We start from the raw sequence: 15897 nt of genomic DNA on the forward strand, positions 1-15897 counted from the left end.
CGCTCGCAGATAAATGTTAATCATATTCAGAATTCTCCACGCCGCGCCCAACCTGTAGCCTTTCTGCACAAAACAAGAAATTGGGTACGGAGAACGGAATGGAGACGCGACAGCGATCTGTTGTGAAGGCGTTGGTGTGGAACCTGATGGGTTTGGCCATGATGACCCTGGTAGGTTTGGTCGCCACCGGGTCGGCAGCTGTGGGTGGCACATTGGCCCTTGTGAACACAGCGATTGGGCTGACCATGTATATCCTTTACGAACGGGTCTGGGCCGGTATCCGGTGGGGTCGCAATGTCTGACCCGCGTGCGGCCACGAAGCCTGAATGGGGCACGTTTGGCCTGATCGTGATCTGTTATCTGCTTTGGGTGGCGGCGGTTTTCTGGCTCTCGGCCTGGTCACCGGTGCTGGCCATCCTCGCGGCGGGCGTTCTGGTGGCGTTCCACGCTTCGCTGACCCATGAAGTGCTGCACGGCCATCCGTTTCGCAGGCAGGCACTCAACGAGGCGCTGATGGCGCTGCCACTGAACCTGTGCATCCCCTATAACCGCTTTCGCGACCTGCATCTGGCCCATCACCGCGACGCCAATCTGACCGATCCCTATGACGACCCGGAATCGAACTATCTGGACCCGTCTAGGTGGGTGACGCTGCCTGCTTGGCTGAAGGTTCTGTACGGGGTCAATAACACGCTGCTGGGGCGGATGCTGGTTGGTCCCGCTCTTGGGCAGGCCGTGTTTCTTGCCGATGAATGGCGCGCTGCGCTGCGAGGCGATGGCGCGATCTGGCGTGCATGGGCGCAGCATCTGCCGGGGGTCGCACTCGTCCTGTGGTTGGTGGTGCTGTCGCCGATGCCGGTCTGGGCCTACCTGATCTCGGCCTATATGGGGCTGTCGCTGCTCAAGATCCGCACCTTTCTGGAACACCGCGCCCATGAAAAGGCGCGGGGCCGCACGGTGATCATCGAGGATCGGGGCCCGCTCGCCCTGCTGTTTCTCAACAACAACCTGCATGTGGTGCATCACATGAACCCCAAGGCCGCGTGGTATCAATTACCCGCGCTGTACCAAGAGGCACGCGACCGGTATCAGGCCAGTAACGAGGCCTATGTCTATCGCTCCTATGGCGATATCTTTCGCCGTTATTTCCTGCGGGCCAAGGACCCGGTGCCGCATCCGCTCTGGCCGAAGGGCTGATTTCACGCCATACGGGTCGGCATGAGCCTTTGGATTCCCGTCACAATCGTGGCCGCGCTGTTTCAGACCGTGCGCTTCATGCTGCAGAAAACCCTGAGCACCGTGCGGCTGACGCCTGCCGGGGCGACATTTGCGCGCTTTGCCTATTCCGCGCCGCTGGTGGTGCTGGGCCTTGTGACCTATCTGGCGATCACCGACACGCCGTTGCCGGCGCTTTCGGCGCGGTTCTGGATGTTTGCCGCCATTGGCGGTACGGCGCAAATCCTGGCCACGATCTGTGTCGTGGCGCTGTTCAAACAGCGCAACTTTGCGGTTGGCATCACCTTTAAGAAGACCGAAGTAATCCAGACCGCGCTGGTTGGGCTGATCATCCTGGGTGACAGCGTGTCCGCGGGCGGGTTTGCGGCCATTCTGTTGGGGCTTGCGGCAGTGTTCCTGTTGTCAAAAACGCCCGGTGGCGACGGGCCCTGGTGGCGACATCTGAGCAACCGCGCCTCGGTGCTGGGCTTGGGCTCGGGTATCCTGTTCGCCTTTTCGGCGGTCAGTTATCGCGGCGCCTCGCTGGATCTGGGCGATCTCGATCCGGCCTTTCGTGCGGGTGTCACGCTGGCGGCGGTTACCAGCCTGCAGATGATCGGCATGGCGCTGTGGCTGGCCTGGCGGGACCGGGCCGAGTTGCGGGCGGTCTGGGAGACGCGCCGGACCGGAGTTTTTGTCGGGCTCACCAGCATGGGCGGGTCGTTTTGCTGGTTTCTGGCCTTCACCCTGCAGAACGCGGCTTATGTGAAGGCGTTGGGCCAGGTCGAACTGGCCTTCAGTATCCTTGCCTCGACGCTGTTCTTTCGCGAACGCATCAGCCGCCGCGAGATCGCCGGGATCGGCATTCTCGCGCTGTCTATACTTGTTCTGGTTCTGGCAATTTAGGTGACGCTCAGGCCACCGATTGGTCGCGCCGTTCCGCAAAGCTCAATGCGATGAAGCTGGGCATGTGGTCGCCCATGCCGACAACCTTGTCACGCCCCTTGTGATCGCGGCTGCGGCTGCGGCTTTTGCCATCACCGGATCTCTTACTTCTGGCGTCAGAGCTGCGCTCCTTGCTGCGCGACTCGCTCTCCGCGACCTTTTCTGTTTCGGGCTTGGCCGTTTCTTCCTTGGCATTCGGGGCCTCGGTTTTCAGGGGGCTCTCGATACGCGGAATGTCCTTTTGGACCAGCTTTTCGATGGCACCCAGATTCTTTTCGTCGCGCGGGATGCAGATCATCATCGCCTTGCCGTCGCGGCCCGCGCGGCCGGTCCGGCCGATCCGGTGCACGTAGTCCTCGGGGTGGCCGGGCACGTCGAAATTGAACACATGGCTGACGCTGGGCACATCCAGCCCGCGGGCCGCCACGTCGGAGGCCACCAGAATCCGCAAGGACCCATCGCGGAAGCCGTCCAGTGTTTTGGTCCGCTGGCTCTGATCCAGATCGCCATGGATGGGCGCCGCATCATAGCCGTATTTCTTGAGCGATTTTGCGACGATATCCACATCCGTCTTGCGGTTGCAGAAGATGATCGCGTTGGTGCATTTCTCGCCCTCGGCATCGATCAAGGCGCGCAGCAGCTTGCGTTTTTCGCTGGCCTCGCGGTCGCGGCGCGAGCCTTTGAACATCACCACGCCCTGTTCGATATTCTCCGAGGCGGTGGCCTGTCGCGCCACCTCGATCCGCGCGGGCGCGCTGAGGAAGGTGTTGGTGATCCGCTCGATCTCGGGCGCCATGGTGGCCGAGAAGAACAGTGTCTGACGGGTGAAGGGCGTCAGCGAGAAGATGCGTTCGATATCGGGAATGAACCCCATGTCGAGCATCCGGTCGGCCTCGTCCACCACCATGATCTGCACGCCGGTCAGCAGCAGCTTGCCGCGCTCGAAATGGTCCAGCAGACGGCCCGGCGTGGCGATCAGCACATCAACGCCCCGGTCGATCAGGGCATCCTGCTCCTTGAACGAGACACCGCCGATCAGCAGCGCCTTGGTCAGTTTGACATGCTTGGCATAGGTGTCGAAGTTCTCGGCCACCTGTGCGGCCAGTTCCCGCGTGGGGCAGAGCACCAGGGAACGCGGCATCCGCGCCCGTGCGCGTCCGCGCGCCAGCAGCGTGATCATCGGCAGCGTGAAGCTGGCGGTCTTGCCGGTGCCGGTCTGGGCGATGCCCAGAACATCGCGCCCTTCAAGGGCTGCGGGAATCGCGCCTTCCTGGATCGGGGTGGGGGTTTCGTAGCCCGCCTCGGCAATAGCCTTGAGGACCTTCGGGTTCAGGTTCAGATCGTTAAACTTTGTCATATGCGTCCGATATATGCGGACACTAAACCTGGCCCGCGCGTCTTACGTTGGGTGCCGGGTCCGGATGACCAGCGCAGTTCGCGCGCAACGGCTTGCGCGGGGGATAACAAAAAGGCGAGCGAGCGTCAAACAAACAAGCTGCGGCACCTGACACGGGCGGGATTGTCCTCTGTGGCGCAGCAATCCCGCAACTAGCCGGGGAAATGTTTCCGTCGCTTCCAGTCAAGGCCTAGATCGCGGGTATTGAGCATCCCTTCGGCGGCCAGCGCATTGCGCAAGCGGTCGGTATCGCCACATACCTCATCATAGAACCGCCGGAGGCCCGCCTCACCCTCTTCTTCTTCCAGCGCGCTCAGCAACTCATGCAATGTGACGCCGCCCTTCTCCCGCGATCTCGCGGGCGAAAGATCAGCGCGGTACGATCCGTTTTCCAGCCTGTAGCGATAATGCCCAAGCCAGTCATCCCATCCTGTTGCATGGCGATGGCACAGCACGACATTCTCAAGCTCGATCATGTCCGGATTGCGTTTCCCGTCTATGACATAGCTGTGCAGGCCGATCCGGATGTTGTCGAACCCCGTGCGCACAAACACCTTTCCCACCACATGGCTGAGAAATCCGCCCTTCAGGTAATATCCGAATTCGGGATAGAGGCGCTGGACCAGTGGGCCGCGCTCGGAGCCCGACGGGATATAGCTTTTGAACTGGGTGCCGTCGCCGTCAATCAGTTCATTCGGGCGCACAAGCGCCCCCTTGACGGAACGCGGAAGCGCGCCGAGGGCGTCACCCAGCGGCGCGTCTGGCCAGAGGAACTCATCCACATCGATATGCGCCAGCCAGTCCACCCGAGGCCGGGTGCCATAGACGCGTGTCGCATTGAGCGACTGGCGGAACTGATGGGTGGCCGGGCGCTTGCTTTTGCCGATCCGTTTTCGCCAGTAGTTTTCAGAGCAGACCGTCACCCGTGTCCTGGGATGCGCGCGCAGCAGGTCCATGACCTCGGGGCAGGGCGTGTCGAGATGGATATAGATGATCTTCGCACCAAGCTCGATATGATAGGCGGCGAAGTTCAAGATGTCCTCTGCCGGTGCCCTGATCGTGGTGACAACGCCCCAGCTGTCCTTGCCCTCAGACATGTTGAAGGAGTCTCCGCTTCTGGCAAGCGGCCAGCGGCCCCATCTGGCGCAGGCTGGGGCATGGCAGTGGTGGGGTCATCATTTCTTTCGTCTCGCTCAAACCGATAATACATCCGTTAGAAATCGCTGCGGGTTTGGTCCCCTTTGGGTAAATGTGTCTGTACCGCGTGATCCAGGTTCAGGTCCCGATACCGGATCAGGCCCAGATGCCGCAGCCGGTCGCGGGTTGCCGGGGTTGTGGCGAAGACTTCGTCGTAAAACCCCTCCAATCCGGCCCTGCCATTTTCGGCTTCAAGGGTTCTGAGTTGTTCATGCACGGATTTCCGCGCGGCTTCCGCCGACATGTTGCGCCGACGCGGCGCCTGTCTCAGGCGCTCGCTGATCTTGTTCACCCAGGCATCGCGCTGCGCCGAGGCCAGGTTGCAAATATTCATACCATCAAGCTCGACAGAGGCTAGCGGCCGCTCATCCGCGTCATAGAAGCGGTGTATCCTGAAATTGATGTTCTTCAACCCGGTGCGCGCAAACAGCTTGCCCGTCGGATCGCTTACCAGACCGCCATGGGTCATCCAGCCATGGTCGGGATAGGCGCGGGCGGTCAGTTCAGCGCGGTCGGGTCCCTGCGGCACCGAAGCCTTGAATGCTGACCCGTCTCCGGACAGCGCCTCCAGCGGGCGGATGCGGGCGCAGTGCACATCGCCGCTCAGGGCGCGCAGACTGTCGCAGATGGGGGTTTCGGACCACAGGAACTCATCCACTTCCAGATGACAAAGCCAATGCGCATCGCAGGCGTAATAGGCCAGGTCGTTATTGGCGCTCTGGCGGATAAGCGGGCGTGAAGGGCGCCCATGCCCGAACCTGCGCCAATGATCCTCGTCGCATCTGATCACGGCGACCTGCGGGTGCGGGTCGAGATGATCGAAAGCCGGAGAATGGGGATCGTCGAGATAGACGTGAACCCGTTTTGCGCCCAGTTCCAGATGATGGGCGACAAAGCGCAGGATGTCCGGTGTAGGCGCATCGGTGGTCGTGCAGACGGCCCAACTGTCGGTCGGGGCCTCGGCCAGGGGTTTCTCGCCCCGGTAGTCGCGCACGCGCGCAAAGACCGTGTTCGGGTCAGAGACAACACGCCCGAGCAGATGCAGCCCCAATGGGCGCAGCGCGTCATCCGCCTCGGCCAGTCGCCAGAGCCGTGCCAGCATGTTGCGGTCCAGATCGCCGCTGATGAGGGAATACCCCTCCATCCCGAAGGCCAACTTGTGGCGCAGCCCGCCGTCGCGGCGCGGAAAGGCCATGTCGTTGCGCCAGCCTGAAACGCGGCGCTCGCTGTCATGCAGCTTTATCATGTCAAACAGCACCGACAGGCCCATCCCGCCCGCCCGTTGCTCCGGGGTTTCGCCCTGATCGGCAAAGGTGGTCGCGGCCGAAATCAGCCAGCGTATCGGCAACTCCTGCACAAGCTGGTCGCCCTTTTCGCGCCAGATCCGCAGGAACAGGCGGCGCACCGCGTCGGGCGGGTCGCGGCGGCGCAGAACCGCGATGCACATCGCATGCACCGCCCATAGGATGCTGTTTCCGTCGAACTCCTGCAGAAGAATCTGGTATTTCCGCGCCGCCTCATATCGGTGATCGAACGAAGACGGCAGCACCGGGGCTTTCACGCGGTCGCGGTGAAACTGGTCGAGATCGACATCCGGATCGGGCAACACGGCCTCGACCCCCTTATAGGGTTCGAGCTTGCGCTCAAAGCTCTGCAGCAGGCTTATGAAGCCGTCAGGGTATATCGCGTCATCGTCCATGCCCCGAGAGCTAACCGGCTTTGCCGCCTAGGTCATCCTTTCTTTCGTCGCTGCCGCGCAGGCTGCATTGGCACTTTGCCGTCTCTGATGCTTGCAGGTTTGGCCGCACCCCAGCCCGACGCAAATCTGCGGCCCGTAGTTTAGCGTCGGTATTTATGGATGGCGATTGAGGCGGCAGCAATTGCTCCGCTCAGCCGGTCAGAAAATCCTCGACCGGGACGATCCCAGTCGGCGCTAAAGCGTGGTAAAGCAAGCGGTTCAGCTTCTGTCCTGAATCTTTTGCCGCATATAGGAAAGTCGCCGGAACACGGTCGCCGGATCATCGTTCAACCGGTTCATCAGGTGATCGACCAGTGGGGCCATCGTGGCATCGGTCAGCGCCAGCTCCCAGACCGGCGTCAGAATGTTGATGTCTAGACCGCCGTTCTGCAGCGAATAGGTACCCATGGATAACGGCAGGGCGCGCCTGGATTTCCTGCGGAAGCCAAAAGGTTTGGTTGGTGCGACGCCACTGTAGAGACGCTCGAATTCATAGAGCTTCATGACGCCGAACAGCATGCGCAGCGCCTGACCGACCTGGCGCTGTGTGTCGTTGACGCCATGATCGGCAAAGGCGTTGACCGAGGATATCTTCCATCTGAGATCAAGCGCGTCGATCAGGTGGGTGTGCTGTTCGTTCCAAAGCCTTTGAAACAGGGCAGGGGCGTGATCGGGCGCGCTGGATTTTCGCAGGAGTGAAATGAGCAGGCCGTTCAGCAGCGCAAGCTGGCTGTTTCCAACGAACTCCCGTGCCAGGGCCCGGCGTTTGACTGCCCAGACGGACTCATTCTTCGGATTATGGCGGGCATCATCCTCGGTTACGGGCTGGTGGGTGAGCGCGGTCAAATCCGCCGTGAGAGGAGGCAGGTCCGCCTCCGGCGAGAACGGCTTGCGGCGGCCGTTATACCGTTCCAGCATGGCGGACAATCCGCCCTCATATGTCACGTAAACGCGCCGCATTTCTTGTCATTGCACAGGCCCGTTGGCAGCGCAAATCCAAAGCCCTCAGATCATCATTTCTTTTGTTGCGGTCAGGCGCACGTCGGGGTGGTCGCGCTCAATCCGATCGATATCCCACTGCAGGCGGGTCAGGTAGACCACGTCGCCATCATGATCATAAGCGATGTGCTGTTTGTTGGCGTTGATGAACTTGTCCAACGCCTGCTTGTCGCCACTGGCCCAGCGGGCCGAGGTGAATTGCGAGCTTTCGAAGCGGACGGGCAGGCCGTATTCCATCTCGATCCGGCTGGCCAGAACCTCAAATTGCAGCGCGCCGACCACGCCCACGATAAAGCCCGATCCGATCGAGGGCTTGAAGACCTTGGCGGCACCTTCCTCGGCAAATTGCATCAGGGCCTTTTCCAGATGCTTGGACTTCATCGGATCGCCTGCGCGCACACCTTGCAGCAGTTCCGGCGCGAAGGAGGGAATACCGGTCACCCGCAGCGCCTCGCCCTCGGTCAGCGTGTCGCCGATGCGCAGCTGGCCGTGGTTGGGAATGCCAATGATGTCCCCGGCCCAGGCCTCTTCGGCCAGTTCGCGGTCGGACGCGAGAAACAGGACTGGATTTGAGATTGCCATTGGCTTTTTCGACCGCACATGGGTCAGCTTCATGCCGCGCTTGAAATGGCCGCTGGCCATCCGGACAAAGGCCACCCGGTCGCGGTGCTTGGGGTCCATGTTGGCCTGCACCTTGAAGACAAACCCGGAAACCTTTGTTTCTTCAGGTGAAATCTGCCGTGGTTCGGCGGTCTGCACCTGCGGTTGCGGGCCGTAATCCCCGATCCCCTCCATCAGTTCCTTGACCCCGAACGAGTTGATGGCCGAGCCGAACCAGATCGGTGTCATATGCCCCTCAAGCACCGCTTGCGGGTCGAGTTTGGGCAGCAATTCACGCGCCATCTCGACCTCTTCCAGCAACTTGTCCAGCAGGTGCGCGGGGACGTGTTCGGCCAGTTTCGGATCATCGAGCCCGTTGATCTCGATGCTTTCGGCGACCTTGTTGCGGTCGGCGCGGTCCATCAGTTCGAGACGATCGCGCAGCATGTCGTAACAGCCGATGAAGTCGCGGCCCACGCCGATCGGCCAGGCGGCGGGCGTCACGTCGATGGCCAGCATTTCCTGAATCTCGTCGATGATCTCGAACGTATCGCGGCTTTCGCGGTCCATCTTGTTACAGAAGGTCAGGATTGGCAGATCGCGCAACCGGCAGACCTCGAACAGTTTCTGCGTCTGGCTTTCCACGCCCTTCGCGCCGTCGATCACCATTACTGCCGCATCCACCGCCGTCAGGGTGCGATAGGTGTCTTCCGAGAAATCCGAGTGACCGGGCGTGTCCACCAGATTGAACCGGAAGGTGCCATAGTCAAAGGACATGGCCGAGGCCGAGACCGAGATGCCCCGATCTTTCTCCATCTGCATGAAATCGGAGCGCGTGCGCCGCGCCTCGCCCTTGGCGCGCACTTGGCCAGCCATCTGGATGGCACCACCATAGAGCAGGAATTTCTCGGTCAGCGTGGTCTTGCCCGCATCCGGATGCGAGATGATCGCAAATGTGCGGCGGCGCGCGATCTCGGGCGGCAGAGCGGGGCGGTTTGTGGCGGTGTCCAACATGAGCGGGCGTATAGGTGACGCTCTGACCGGGTGCAAGAAAAAGGCTCCGCGCGCGGCTTTTTGCAGTCGATTCCACGATCCACCGCTTTACCGACTCAGGCAGATCAGCTATGAGAACATTAAGTGAACATTTGCGGCGGAGAGAGTGACATGACATTGCAGGAAATCGCCGAAGAACTGGTTTCGGGCTGCCGCCGCAATAGCTGCAAAAGCAACCTGGAAACGCTTTATGCGCCGGGGGCGGTATCGGTCGATGCCGCTGATGCCTGGGGGTTTGGCCGCACGCTGCGCGGCCTTGATGCGATCCGCAGCAAACATGAATGGCGTGCGCGTGCGACCGAGGTTTCTATGGGCAGCGTCATGGGGCCGTTCCTGCATGGCGACGACCGGTTCGCGGTGGTTTACGAGGCTCGGGGCAAGCGCAAGGATACCGGCGAATCTTTCGACCGGCGCGAGGTTGCCATCTATCACGTGGCCGGGGGCAAGATCGTGCGGGAAGAGTTCTTTTGTTAGGTGCCGATAGCGCCGGACTTTGGATCAGTGCCAGGTCAGCCGATAGCGGCGCGGCGCAAGAGGTCCATGGCATCGGGCCGGTGCAGCAGCGCCTGTGCCATGTCCTGCTCGCGTCTGTTGCGGGCATGCAGCAGCAGGCTGACCTGATCCGGCAGGTCATGTGGCAGGGCGGGTTTGACACGCGGGTCGATTGGCAACAGGTCGGCGGCGATCCCTTCGGCATAGACCTGATGCGGGCGCGCGAAGAGGATCTGATAATATTCGACACGGCCACCTTCGATTGCAAAGACAGACTCGCCATCGATCAGATGGCGGGCGCTGACAAGCGCTTCGGGCGCATCCGTGCGCTGCGGGGCGGCCAACCGGTGGTTCGGGCTGACGATCAGATCGTTTTCATTGTTCAACGCACCGCTGCGGATCATCACCAGGGAGTTATCGCCAACAGCGCCCACTGTGGTGCGGCCCGCCCAGAGCACCTGCTGCGGACCCTGGTCACGGGTCAGGACGCGATCACCGGCTCTGAGCGTTTCGATCCGCGCCTGCGCGCCGGTGGCCAGCGTGATATGGGTGCCGCGTGTGAACGCGATCGATGGCACCCGCGCCAGCGTCTCGCGCGCCGCGCGGCGGTTCACGCCCACCAGCGTATACGTGCTCTGCGTGCGCAAGGGGGTCAGGGGAAGCAGATAGATTTCAGCGATCAGTCCGGCGGCATCAACCTCGACCAGCAGCACCGCATCGACGCTTATCCCCTCGGACGAGACAAGGCTCAGGGCGCTGTCCAGATGCACTGTGCCACCGGGTTGCCCCAGCCTGGTATCCAGCGCGACGGTGAAGCCGCCATCATGGTCGAGATGCATCGCAAGCCGGTCTTGTTCGCCACTCGGATGCAACCGGTAGACATCGTCCAGAACCAGATCATCTGCGGGAGACAGCGCATCCCCCTGATTGACGCCCTCGATCACCGTGAAGGCGTCGGCAGGGTAGACAAGAAGAGATTGAACAGGGCTGTTGATGGTCAGATGCATAACGGGTCTTCTACTCGAACAAGGATTCGTACTGGTAACTTTCACACTACATGTTGGCTAGTGCGAGAATGTGGCACAGATAGGTCAGGTTGCGGGCATTTTCATCAACGCTCCTCAAGGTGACGTAGGGTCCGAACGATCTGGCATAAGGAGAGAATGATGGATCTTGGAATTGCGGGCAAACGTGCGCTTGTCTGCGCCAGCAGCAAGGGGCTGGGCCGCGCCTGTGCCGAGACGCTGGCTGCGGCGGGCGTCGATCTCGTCCTGAACGCGCGTGGCGCAGAGGCGCTGGAAGAGACGGCGCAGATGATCCGCACCGCCCATGGCGTGTCGGTGGACACCGTCGCCTGCGATGTAACCAGCGTCGAGGGTCAGGCGCAGGTGATCGCGGCAGCTGAGGGTGTGGATATCCTCGTCAACAATGCGGGCGGCCCGCCGCCGGGGCTCTGGTCGGACTGGGGACGTGAGGATTTCCTCAAAGCGCTGGATGCCAATATGCTGACGCCGATTGCGATGATGACGGCGCTGCTGCCGGGCATGATCGACAAGGGCTGGGGCAGGGTGGTTAACATCACCTCGCAATCGGTCAAGGCACCGATTGCCATTCTGGGCCTGTCCAATTCGGCCCGCACCGGGCTGACCGGTTATGTCGCCGGGACATCACGGCAGGTGGCATCCCATGGGGTGAATATCAACAACCTGCTGCCCGGCAGCCATGCCACCGACCGGATCGATGCGCTGGATCAATCCACCGCCGCGCGGGAAGGGATATCCTTTGATCAGGCGCGTGCTGCCCGCCAGTCTTCGATCCCCGCCGGGCGTGACGGCAAGCCCGAAGAGTTCGGGGCCGCCTGTGCCTTCCTGTGTTCGCAGCATGCGGGCTTCATCGTTGGGCAGAACATCCTGCTTGATGGTGGCAACGTCAACGCGACCATCTGAGCCATGGCACAGGGTTTTTCGCTGAAGGATCAGCTGTTCAATGCCGACAAGGTCGCCTACCTCGCAGGCCTTTTCGAGAGCGCGTCCACGCGTTTTGAGCGAGACAGGTTCGAGGCAAGCGTCATGGCGCGGCTTCCTGAACTGGAACTGAAAGAACGTATCGACTGGATCGCGGACTGCCTTTCGGAAGCGGTGCCGGGGGATTTGAAATCGGTCGCGCCGGTGATCCTGAAGGCGTTGCCGGAGCCGTTGGACCCGACGCTGAGCGATGATGATTTCGGCGATTTCATCTTCGCCCCACTGGGGGAATGGGTGGTCAAGGTCGGGGCCGATGACCCCGATCTTGCGCTGGATGTGATCGAGGAATTGACCCAGCGGTTTTCGATGGAATGGGCGATCCGGCCTTTTCTGAACGCCGATCCCGATCATGTGCTGACCCGCATGGAGCGCTGGTGCGCGCATGACAGCTATCATGTCCGGCGGCTGGTCAGCGAGGGGACACGACCGCGCCTGCCGTGGGGTCAGAGCATCCCGCTGGAGCTGTCCGATCCCTTGCCGCTGCTCGACCGGCTTCATACGGACCCGACGCGATATGTGACGCGCTCGGTTGCCAATCACCTCAACGATATTGCCAAGAAGGACGCCGATCTGGTGCTCGGGCGGGTGTCAGACTGGCGCGCGAGCGGCCAGCAAGGCGCGGAAGAGTTGCGCTGGATGACGGGCCAGGCCCTGCGCGGTCTGGTCAAGCAGGGGCATCCCGGCGCGATGAAGGAACTCGGTTATGACCCGGATGCGGAACTGAGCGCCGTGCTGCATGTGCCGGACAAGGCCCATATCGGAGAGTCGCTGGCCTTTACCGTCGATCTGACCGCCCCGCGCCCGACACCGGTTTTGGTCGATTACATCATTCATTTCCAGCGCCCCGGCGGCAAGGTCTCGCCCAAGGTTCATAAACTCAAGCAGACCCGTATCGAGACCGGCGGGCTGAGCCTACCGAAAACGCACAAGCTCAAAGGCAATGCCACGACCTTCAAACTGGTGCCGGGCAGCCATTTGATCGAGGTTCAGGTCAACGGGCGCACCCGCGCCAGTGCCACGTTCGAGCTGATGCAGGAAACGTAACGCACGGCAGACTTTCAGATAATGTCGACCTTCATGCCACGGATGTGACCCTTTTTTGGGAGAATAGGAGACGCACGCGCGCGTGCGACAGGTAGCGAGGGCTCAAGAGAGCTCAGGCTTGTCCAATACTGCCTGTTGCGTGAGTGCCTGTTCCTGTTTGGCCCAAGACGCCGGGAACGAGGTCTTTCCGATCAAACCTGCGCGCAGAATGCTCAGCGCTGCGCGCGCGCTGATGATCTGCGCAAACCCCTGCACCGCATTGACCCTGATCGCCCGGCGCGCTAGGGCCCTGTCGACAAATCGCAAGGAGAGCCCTGATGTCCAACCCCTCGCTTCTCATTCTGCCCGGAGACGGGATTGGCCCCGAAGTCATGACCGAAGTGCGCAAGATCATCGGCTGGTTTGGTGACAATCGCGAGCTGGTTTTTGATGTCAGCGAGGATCTGGTGGGCGGCGCGGCCTATGATGCCCATGGCACACCGCTGCACGATGACACCATGGCCAAGGCGCAGGAAGTGGATGCGGTTCTACTGGGCGCCGTGGGTGGTCCTAAATACGACGATCTGGATTTCAGCGTGAAGCCCGAGCGCGGTTTGCTGCGCCTGCGCAAAGAGATGGACCTGTTCGCCAACCTGCGCCCAGCGCAATGTTTCGACGCGCTGGCGGATTTCTCGTCGTTGAAGAAAGACATCGTCGCGGGCCTCGATATCATGATCGTACGCGAGCTGACCTCGGGCGTCTATTTCGGTGAGCCGCGCGGCATTATCGAAGAAGGCAACGAGCGGGTGGGCATCAACACCCAGCGCTACACCGAATCCGAAATCGAACGTGCCGCGCGCGCGGCCTTCGAGTTGGCGATGCGCCGCAACAAGAAGCTGTGCTCGATGGAAAAAGCCAATGTGATGGAATCGGGCATCCTCTGGCGCGAGGTGGTGACCCGCGTCGCTGCCGACTACCCCGAGGTCGAGGTAAGCCATATGTATGCCGACAATGGCGCCATGCAGCTGGTGCGCGCGCCCAAGCAGTTCGATGTGATCGTTACCGACAACCTGTTCGGCGATATTCTGTCCGACTGTGCCGCGATGCTGACCGGCTCGCTGGGCATGTTGCCCTCGGCCAGCCTGGGTGCCCCGATGGCCAATGGCCGCCCCAAGGCGATGTACGAGCCGGTCCATGGCTCGGCGCCCGATATCACCGGCCAGGGCAAGGCGAACCCGATTGCCTGTATCCTCAGCTTTGCCATGGCGCTGCGCTACAGCTTTGATCAGGGTGCCGAGGCCGACCGTCTGGAAGCGGCGGTGGAAAAAGTGCTGGCGGATGGTGTGCGCACAGCCGACCTGCTGGGCGAAGAGGGGATGCAGCCCGTCTCGACCTCGCAGATGGGTGACAAGATCGTCGAGGCGCTGAATGCCAGCCTTTGACGGCGCGACAAAGTGACAATGACAAACGCGGGCATTTGCCCGCGTTTTTTGATTGGGCAGGCCTTTACGCCGATCGCGCTTTGCTCGATGATAGCGCCAACACCCCTCTCTTAGAAAAGCCGACTTACCATGCCGCAGCTGGGTAGAAATCTTCAGGGCAGCCTGTTCGGGCTGCTGGCCTTCGGGATATTTTCGACCCATGACGTGTTCGTCAAATTCCTTGGCGGCAGCTATTCACCGGTCCAGTTGCTGTTCTTTTCCGGCCTGCTCGGGTTTCCGCTGGTGGTGCTGATGATGATGGGCGATGCCTCGGAAGGTCATCTGCGCCCGGTGCACCCCTGGTGGATCGCCGGTCGCTGCGCGGCGATGCTGTGCAGTGCGCTTGGGGCATTTTATGCCTTCACGATCCTGCCGCTTGCACAGGTCTATTCGATCCTCTTCGCTGCGCCATTGATCATTACAGTGCTGGCGATCCCGGTATTGGGCGAAAAGGTGGGCCTACATCGCTGGGCTGCGGTGACGGTCGGCCTGATCGGCGTGATCATCGTTTTGCGCCCCGGAGACGCGCACCTGTCTTTGGGCCATCTGGCAGCGCTTATCTCCGCCATAGGTGGTGCGACCAATTCGGTCATCGTGCGCAAGATCGGGCGCGAAGAACGCAGCGTCGTGCTGTTGATCTATCCGATGATGACCAGCTTTCTGGTGCTGGGCTGCACGCTGTTCTTTGTTTACGAGCCGATGCCGGCAGCCGATTTCGGCAGGATGGCCCTGATCGCTGCGCTGGCCTTTCTGGCCATGCTGGGTCTGATCCGGGCCTATCGCCTCGGAGAGGCGGCCATCGTGGCCCCGATGCAATATTCGCAGATCCTCTGGGCCACCGCCTATGGCTATCTGATCTTCGGCGAAACCATCGACCGAACCACGGCACTGGGGGCCTCGGTCATCATTGCCAGCGGTCTCTATATCATCTTCCGCGAAAGCCGCGGACCAACGTCAACCACAACCCCGGTCCTGCGCACCCGGACCCGAGGCGGCACCGGCAACTCGCTGCGCGCAGGCGCCATCCTGCGCCGCATGCAGAGCCGCGACGAAGAGGAAAGCGCGGGTAAGTAAAGGATTTGACGACGCACAAAGTCTTTTCTGGAAACCGGCGTTTTCGAACGAGACAGTCTTGCCAATCCCATAACTTGGCTATATTGCCCAGCGTCACGGTCGGAGTGTAGCTCAGCCTGGTAGAGCACTGTCTTCGGGAGGCAGGGGTCGTGAGTTCGAATCTCGCCACTCCGACCAATAAAACAGGGCTCCTTGTAGAATTGCAGGGAACTTGTCCTAGGGACCATAACTTTTTCCTCTATATGGGCCCACTTTGTCCAACGTATTGAAAATGAAAGAACGCTTCGCGGAGCATAGCTGGATGGCTTCATAGCTACTCACTAGGCGTGTGGAACGCGAAGCCGTCATTCACTGCAACCGCAAGGATGACAATCACCGCAGTTCGAAGCGGCCATTAAGCTTGTCAAACACAAACGATGCTAGCAGCAAAGGTTGGGAAGCTCGTGTGATACCTTTTCACCATACGCGCGCGCCTTTGGTCTTATTCATCCACGTCATTGGCTTCAAGGGCTTGTTTTTTAGGTTCTGGACCTATTAATTTTGTTGCCGTCATCCCGCCTGCGTGATTCATGCCCGTGAGTTTCAGGGGTATAACATGAGCAATCTATTCTGGCTGACCGATGAGCAGATGGCGCGGCTTCAGCCTTACTTTCCAAAGAG

14 protein-coding genes and 1 tRNA gene are annotated in these 15897 nt (G+C 61.0%); 9 read left to right on the forward strand and 6 right to left on the reverse strand.

Annotated features, from left to right (window positions below; translation table 11 throughout):
- Positions 1-98: 98 nt before the first annotated feature.
- The 3 genes from AB1E34_RS22830 to AB1E34_RS22840 are packed head-to-tail and all read left to right on the forward strand — an operon-like array spanning position 99 to position 2121.
- Positions 99-302: a DUF2061 domain-containing protein gene (locus tag AB1E34_RS22830; RefSeq protein ID WP_372574616.1), complete on the forward strand. Its 204-nt coding sequence runs from the start codon at positions 99-101 to the stop codon at positions 300-302.
- Positions 295-1197 carry a fatty acid desaturase gene (locus AB1E34_RS22835; RefSeq protein WP_372574617.1) on the forward strand — a complete coding sequence of 301 codons (903 nt, stop codon included), beginning with the start codon at positions 295-297 and terminating at the stop codon, positions 1195-1197. Before AB1E34_RS22830 ends, AB1E34_RS22835 begins: the two co-directional genes overlap by 8 nt.
- A 21-nt stretch (positions 1198-1218) precedes the next feature.
- Complete coding sequence (locus AB1E34_RS22840) at positions 1219-2121, forward strand: EamA family transporter (protein ID WP_372574618.1); 903 nt, start codon at positions 1219-1221, stop codon at positions 2119-2121.
- Positions 2122-2128: 7 nt separating this feature from the next.
- Here the strand turns inward: AB1E34_RS22840 and AB1E34_RS22845 are convergent, their stop codons facing one another.
- From AB1E34_RS22845 to AB1E34_RS22865, 5 genes are all read right to left on the reverse strand, one after another.
- Positions 2129-3517: a DEAD/DEAH box helicase gene (locus AB1E34_RS22845; protein WP_372574619.1), complete on the reverse strand. Its 1389-nt coding sequence runs from the start codon at positions 3515-3517 to the stop codon at positions 2129-2131.
- A 191-nt stretch (positions 3518-3708) separates the two neighbouring features.
- On the reverse strand, positions 3709-4653 hold the full coding sequence (locus AB1E34_RS22850; protein WP_372574620.1) for a glycosyltransferase family 2 protein: 945 nt from the start codon (positions 4651-4653) through the stop codon (positions 3709-3711).
- 116 nt (positions 4654-4769) lie between these two features.
- Complete coding sequence (locus AB1E34_RS22855) at positions 4770-6452, reverse strand: glycosyltransferase family 2 protein (RefSeq protein ID WP_372574621.1); 1683 nt, start codon at positions 6450-6452, stop codon at positions 4770-4772.
- Positions 6453-6710: 258 nt separating this feature from the next.
- Positions 6711-7451, reverse strand: coding sequence for a hypothetical protein (locus AB1E34_RS22860; RefSeq protein ID WP_372574622.1), 741 nt, complete (start codon positions 7449-7451; stop codon positions 6711-6713).
- Positions 7452-7496: 45 nt separating this feature from the next.
- Positions 7497-9104, reverse strand: a complete 1608-nt coding sequence (locus AB1E34_RS22865) for a peptide chain release factor 3 (protein ID WP_372574623.1) — start codon at positions 9102-9104, stop codon at positions 7497-7499.
- Positions 9105-9254: 150 nt separating this feature from the next.
- Here AB1E34_RS22865 and AB1E34_RS22870 point away from each other — a divergent pair, with 150 nt between their 5' ends.
- Positions 9255-9617, forward strand: a complete 363-nt coding sequence (locus AB1E34_RS22870; protein ID WP_372574624.1) for a nuclear transport factor 2 family protein — start codon at positions 9255-9257, stop codon at positions 9615-9617.
- A gap of 35 nt (positions 9618-9652) precedes the next feature.
- On the opposite strand, the gene AB1E34_RS22875 is transcribed toward AB1E34_RS22870, so the two are convergent.
- On the reverse strand, positions 9653-10642 hold the full coding sequence (locus AB1E34_RS22875) for a Hint domain-containing protein (protein ID WP_372574625.1): 990 nt from the start codon (positions 10640-10642) through the stop codon (positions 9653-9655).
- 159 nt (positions 10643-10801) lie between these two features.
- On the opposite strand from AB1E34_RS22875, the gene AB1E34_RS22880 reads away from it, so the two are divergent.
- From AB1E34_RS22880 to AB1E34_RS22900, 5 genes are all read left to right on the forward strand, one after another.
- Positions 10802-11581 (forward strand): SDR family oxidoreductase, encoded by a 780-nt coding sequence (locus tag AB1E34_RS22880; RefSeq protein WP_372574626.1) that lies wholly within the window; start codon positions 10802-10804, stop codon positions 11579-11581.
- A 3-nt stretch (positions 11582-11584) separates the two neighbouring features.
- Positions 11585-12703, forward strand: coding sequence for a YhaZ family DNA alkylation repair protein (locus AB1E34_RS22885; RefSeq protein WP_372574627.1), 1119 nt, complete (start codon positions 11585-11587; stop codon positions 12701-12703).
- 317 nt (positions 12704-13020) lie between these two features.
- Positions 13021-14124, forward strand: a complete 1104-nt coding sequence (gene leuB, locus AB1E34_RS22890) for a 3-isopropylmalate dehydrogenase (RefSeq protein ID WP_372574628.1) — start codon at positions 13021-13023, stop codon at positions 14122-14124.
- 138 nt (positions 14125-14262) lie between these two features.
- Positions 14263-15237 carry a DMT family transporter gene (locus tag AB1E34_RS22895; RefSeq protein ID WP_372574629.1) on the forward strand — a complete coding sequence of 325 codons (975 nt, stop codon included), beginning with the start codon at positions 14263-14265 and terminating at the stop codon, positions 15235-15237.
- 100 nt (positions 15238-15337) lie between these two features.
- Positions 15338-15414 (forward strand) — tRNA-Pro (locus AB1E34_RS22900).
- Positions 15415-15897 lie beyond the last annotated feature (483 nt).

Source organism: Ruegeria jejuensis (assembly GCF_041537905.1).
In the GTDB taxonomy this organism is placed as follows: domain Bacteria; phylum Pseudomonadota; class Alphaproteobacteria; order Rhodobacterales; family Rhodobacteraceae; genus Ruegeria_C.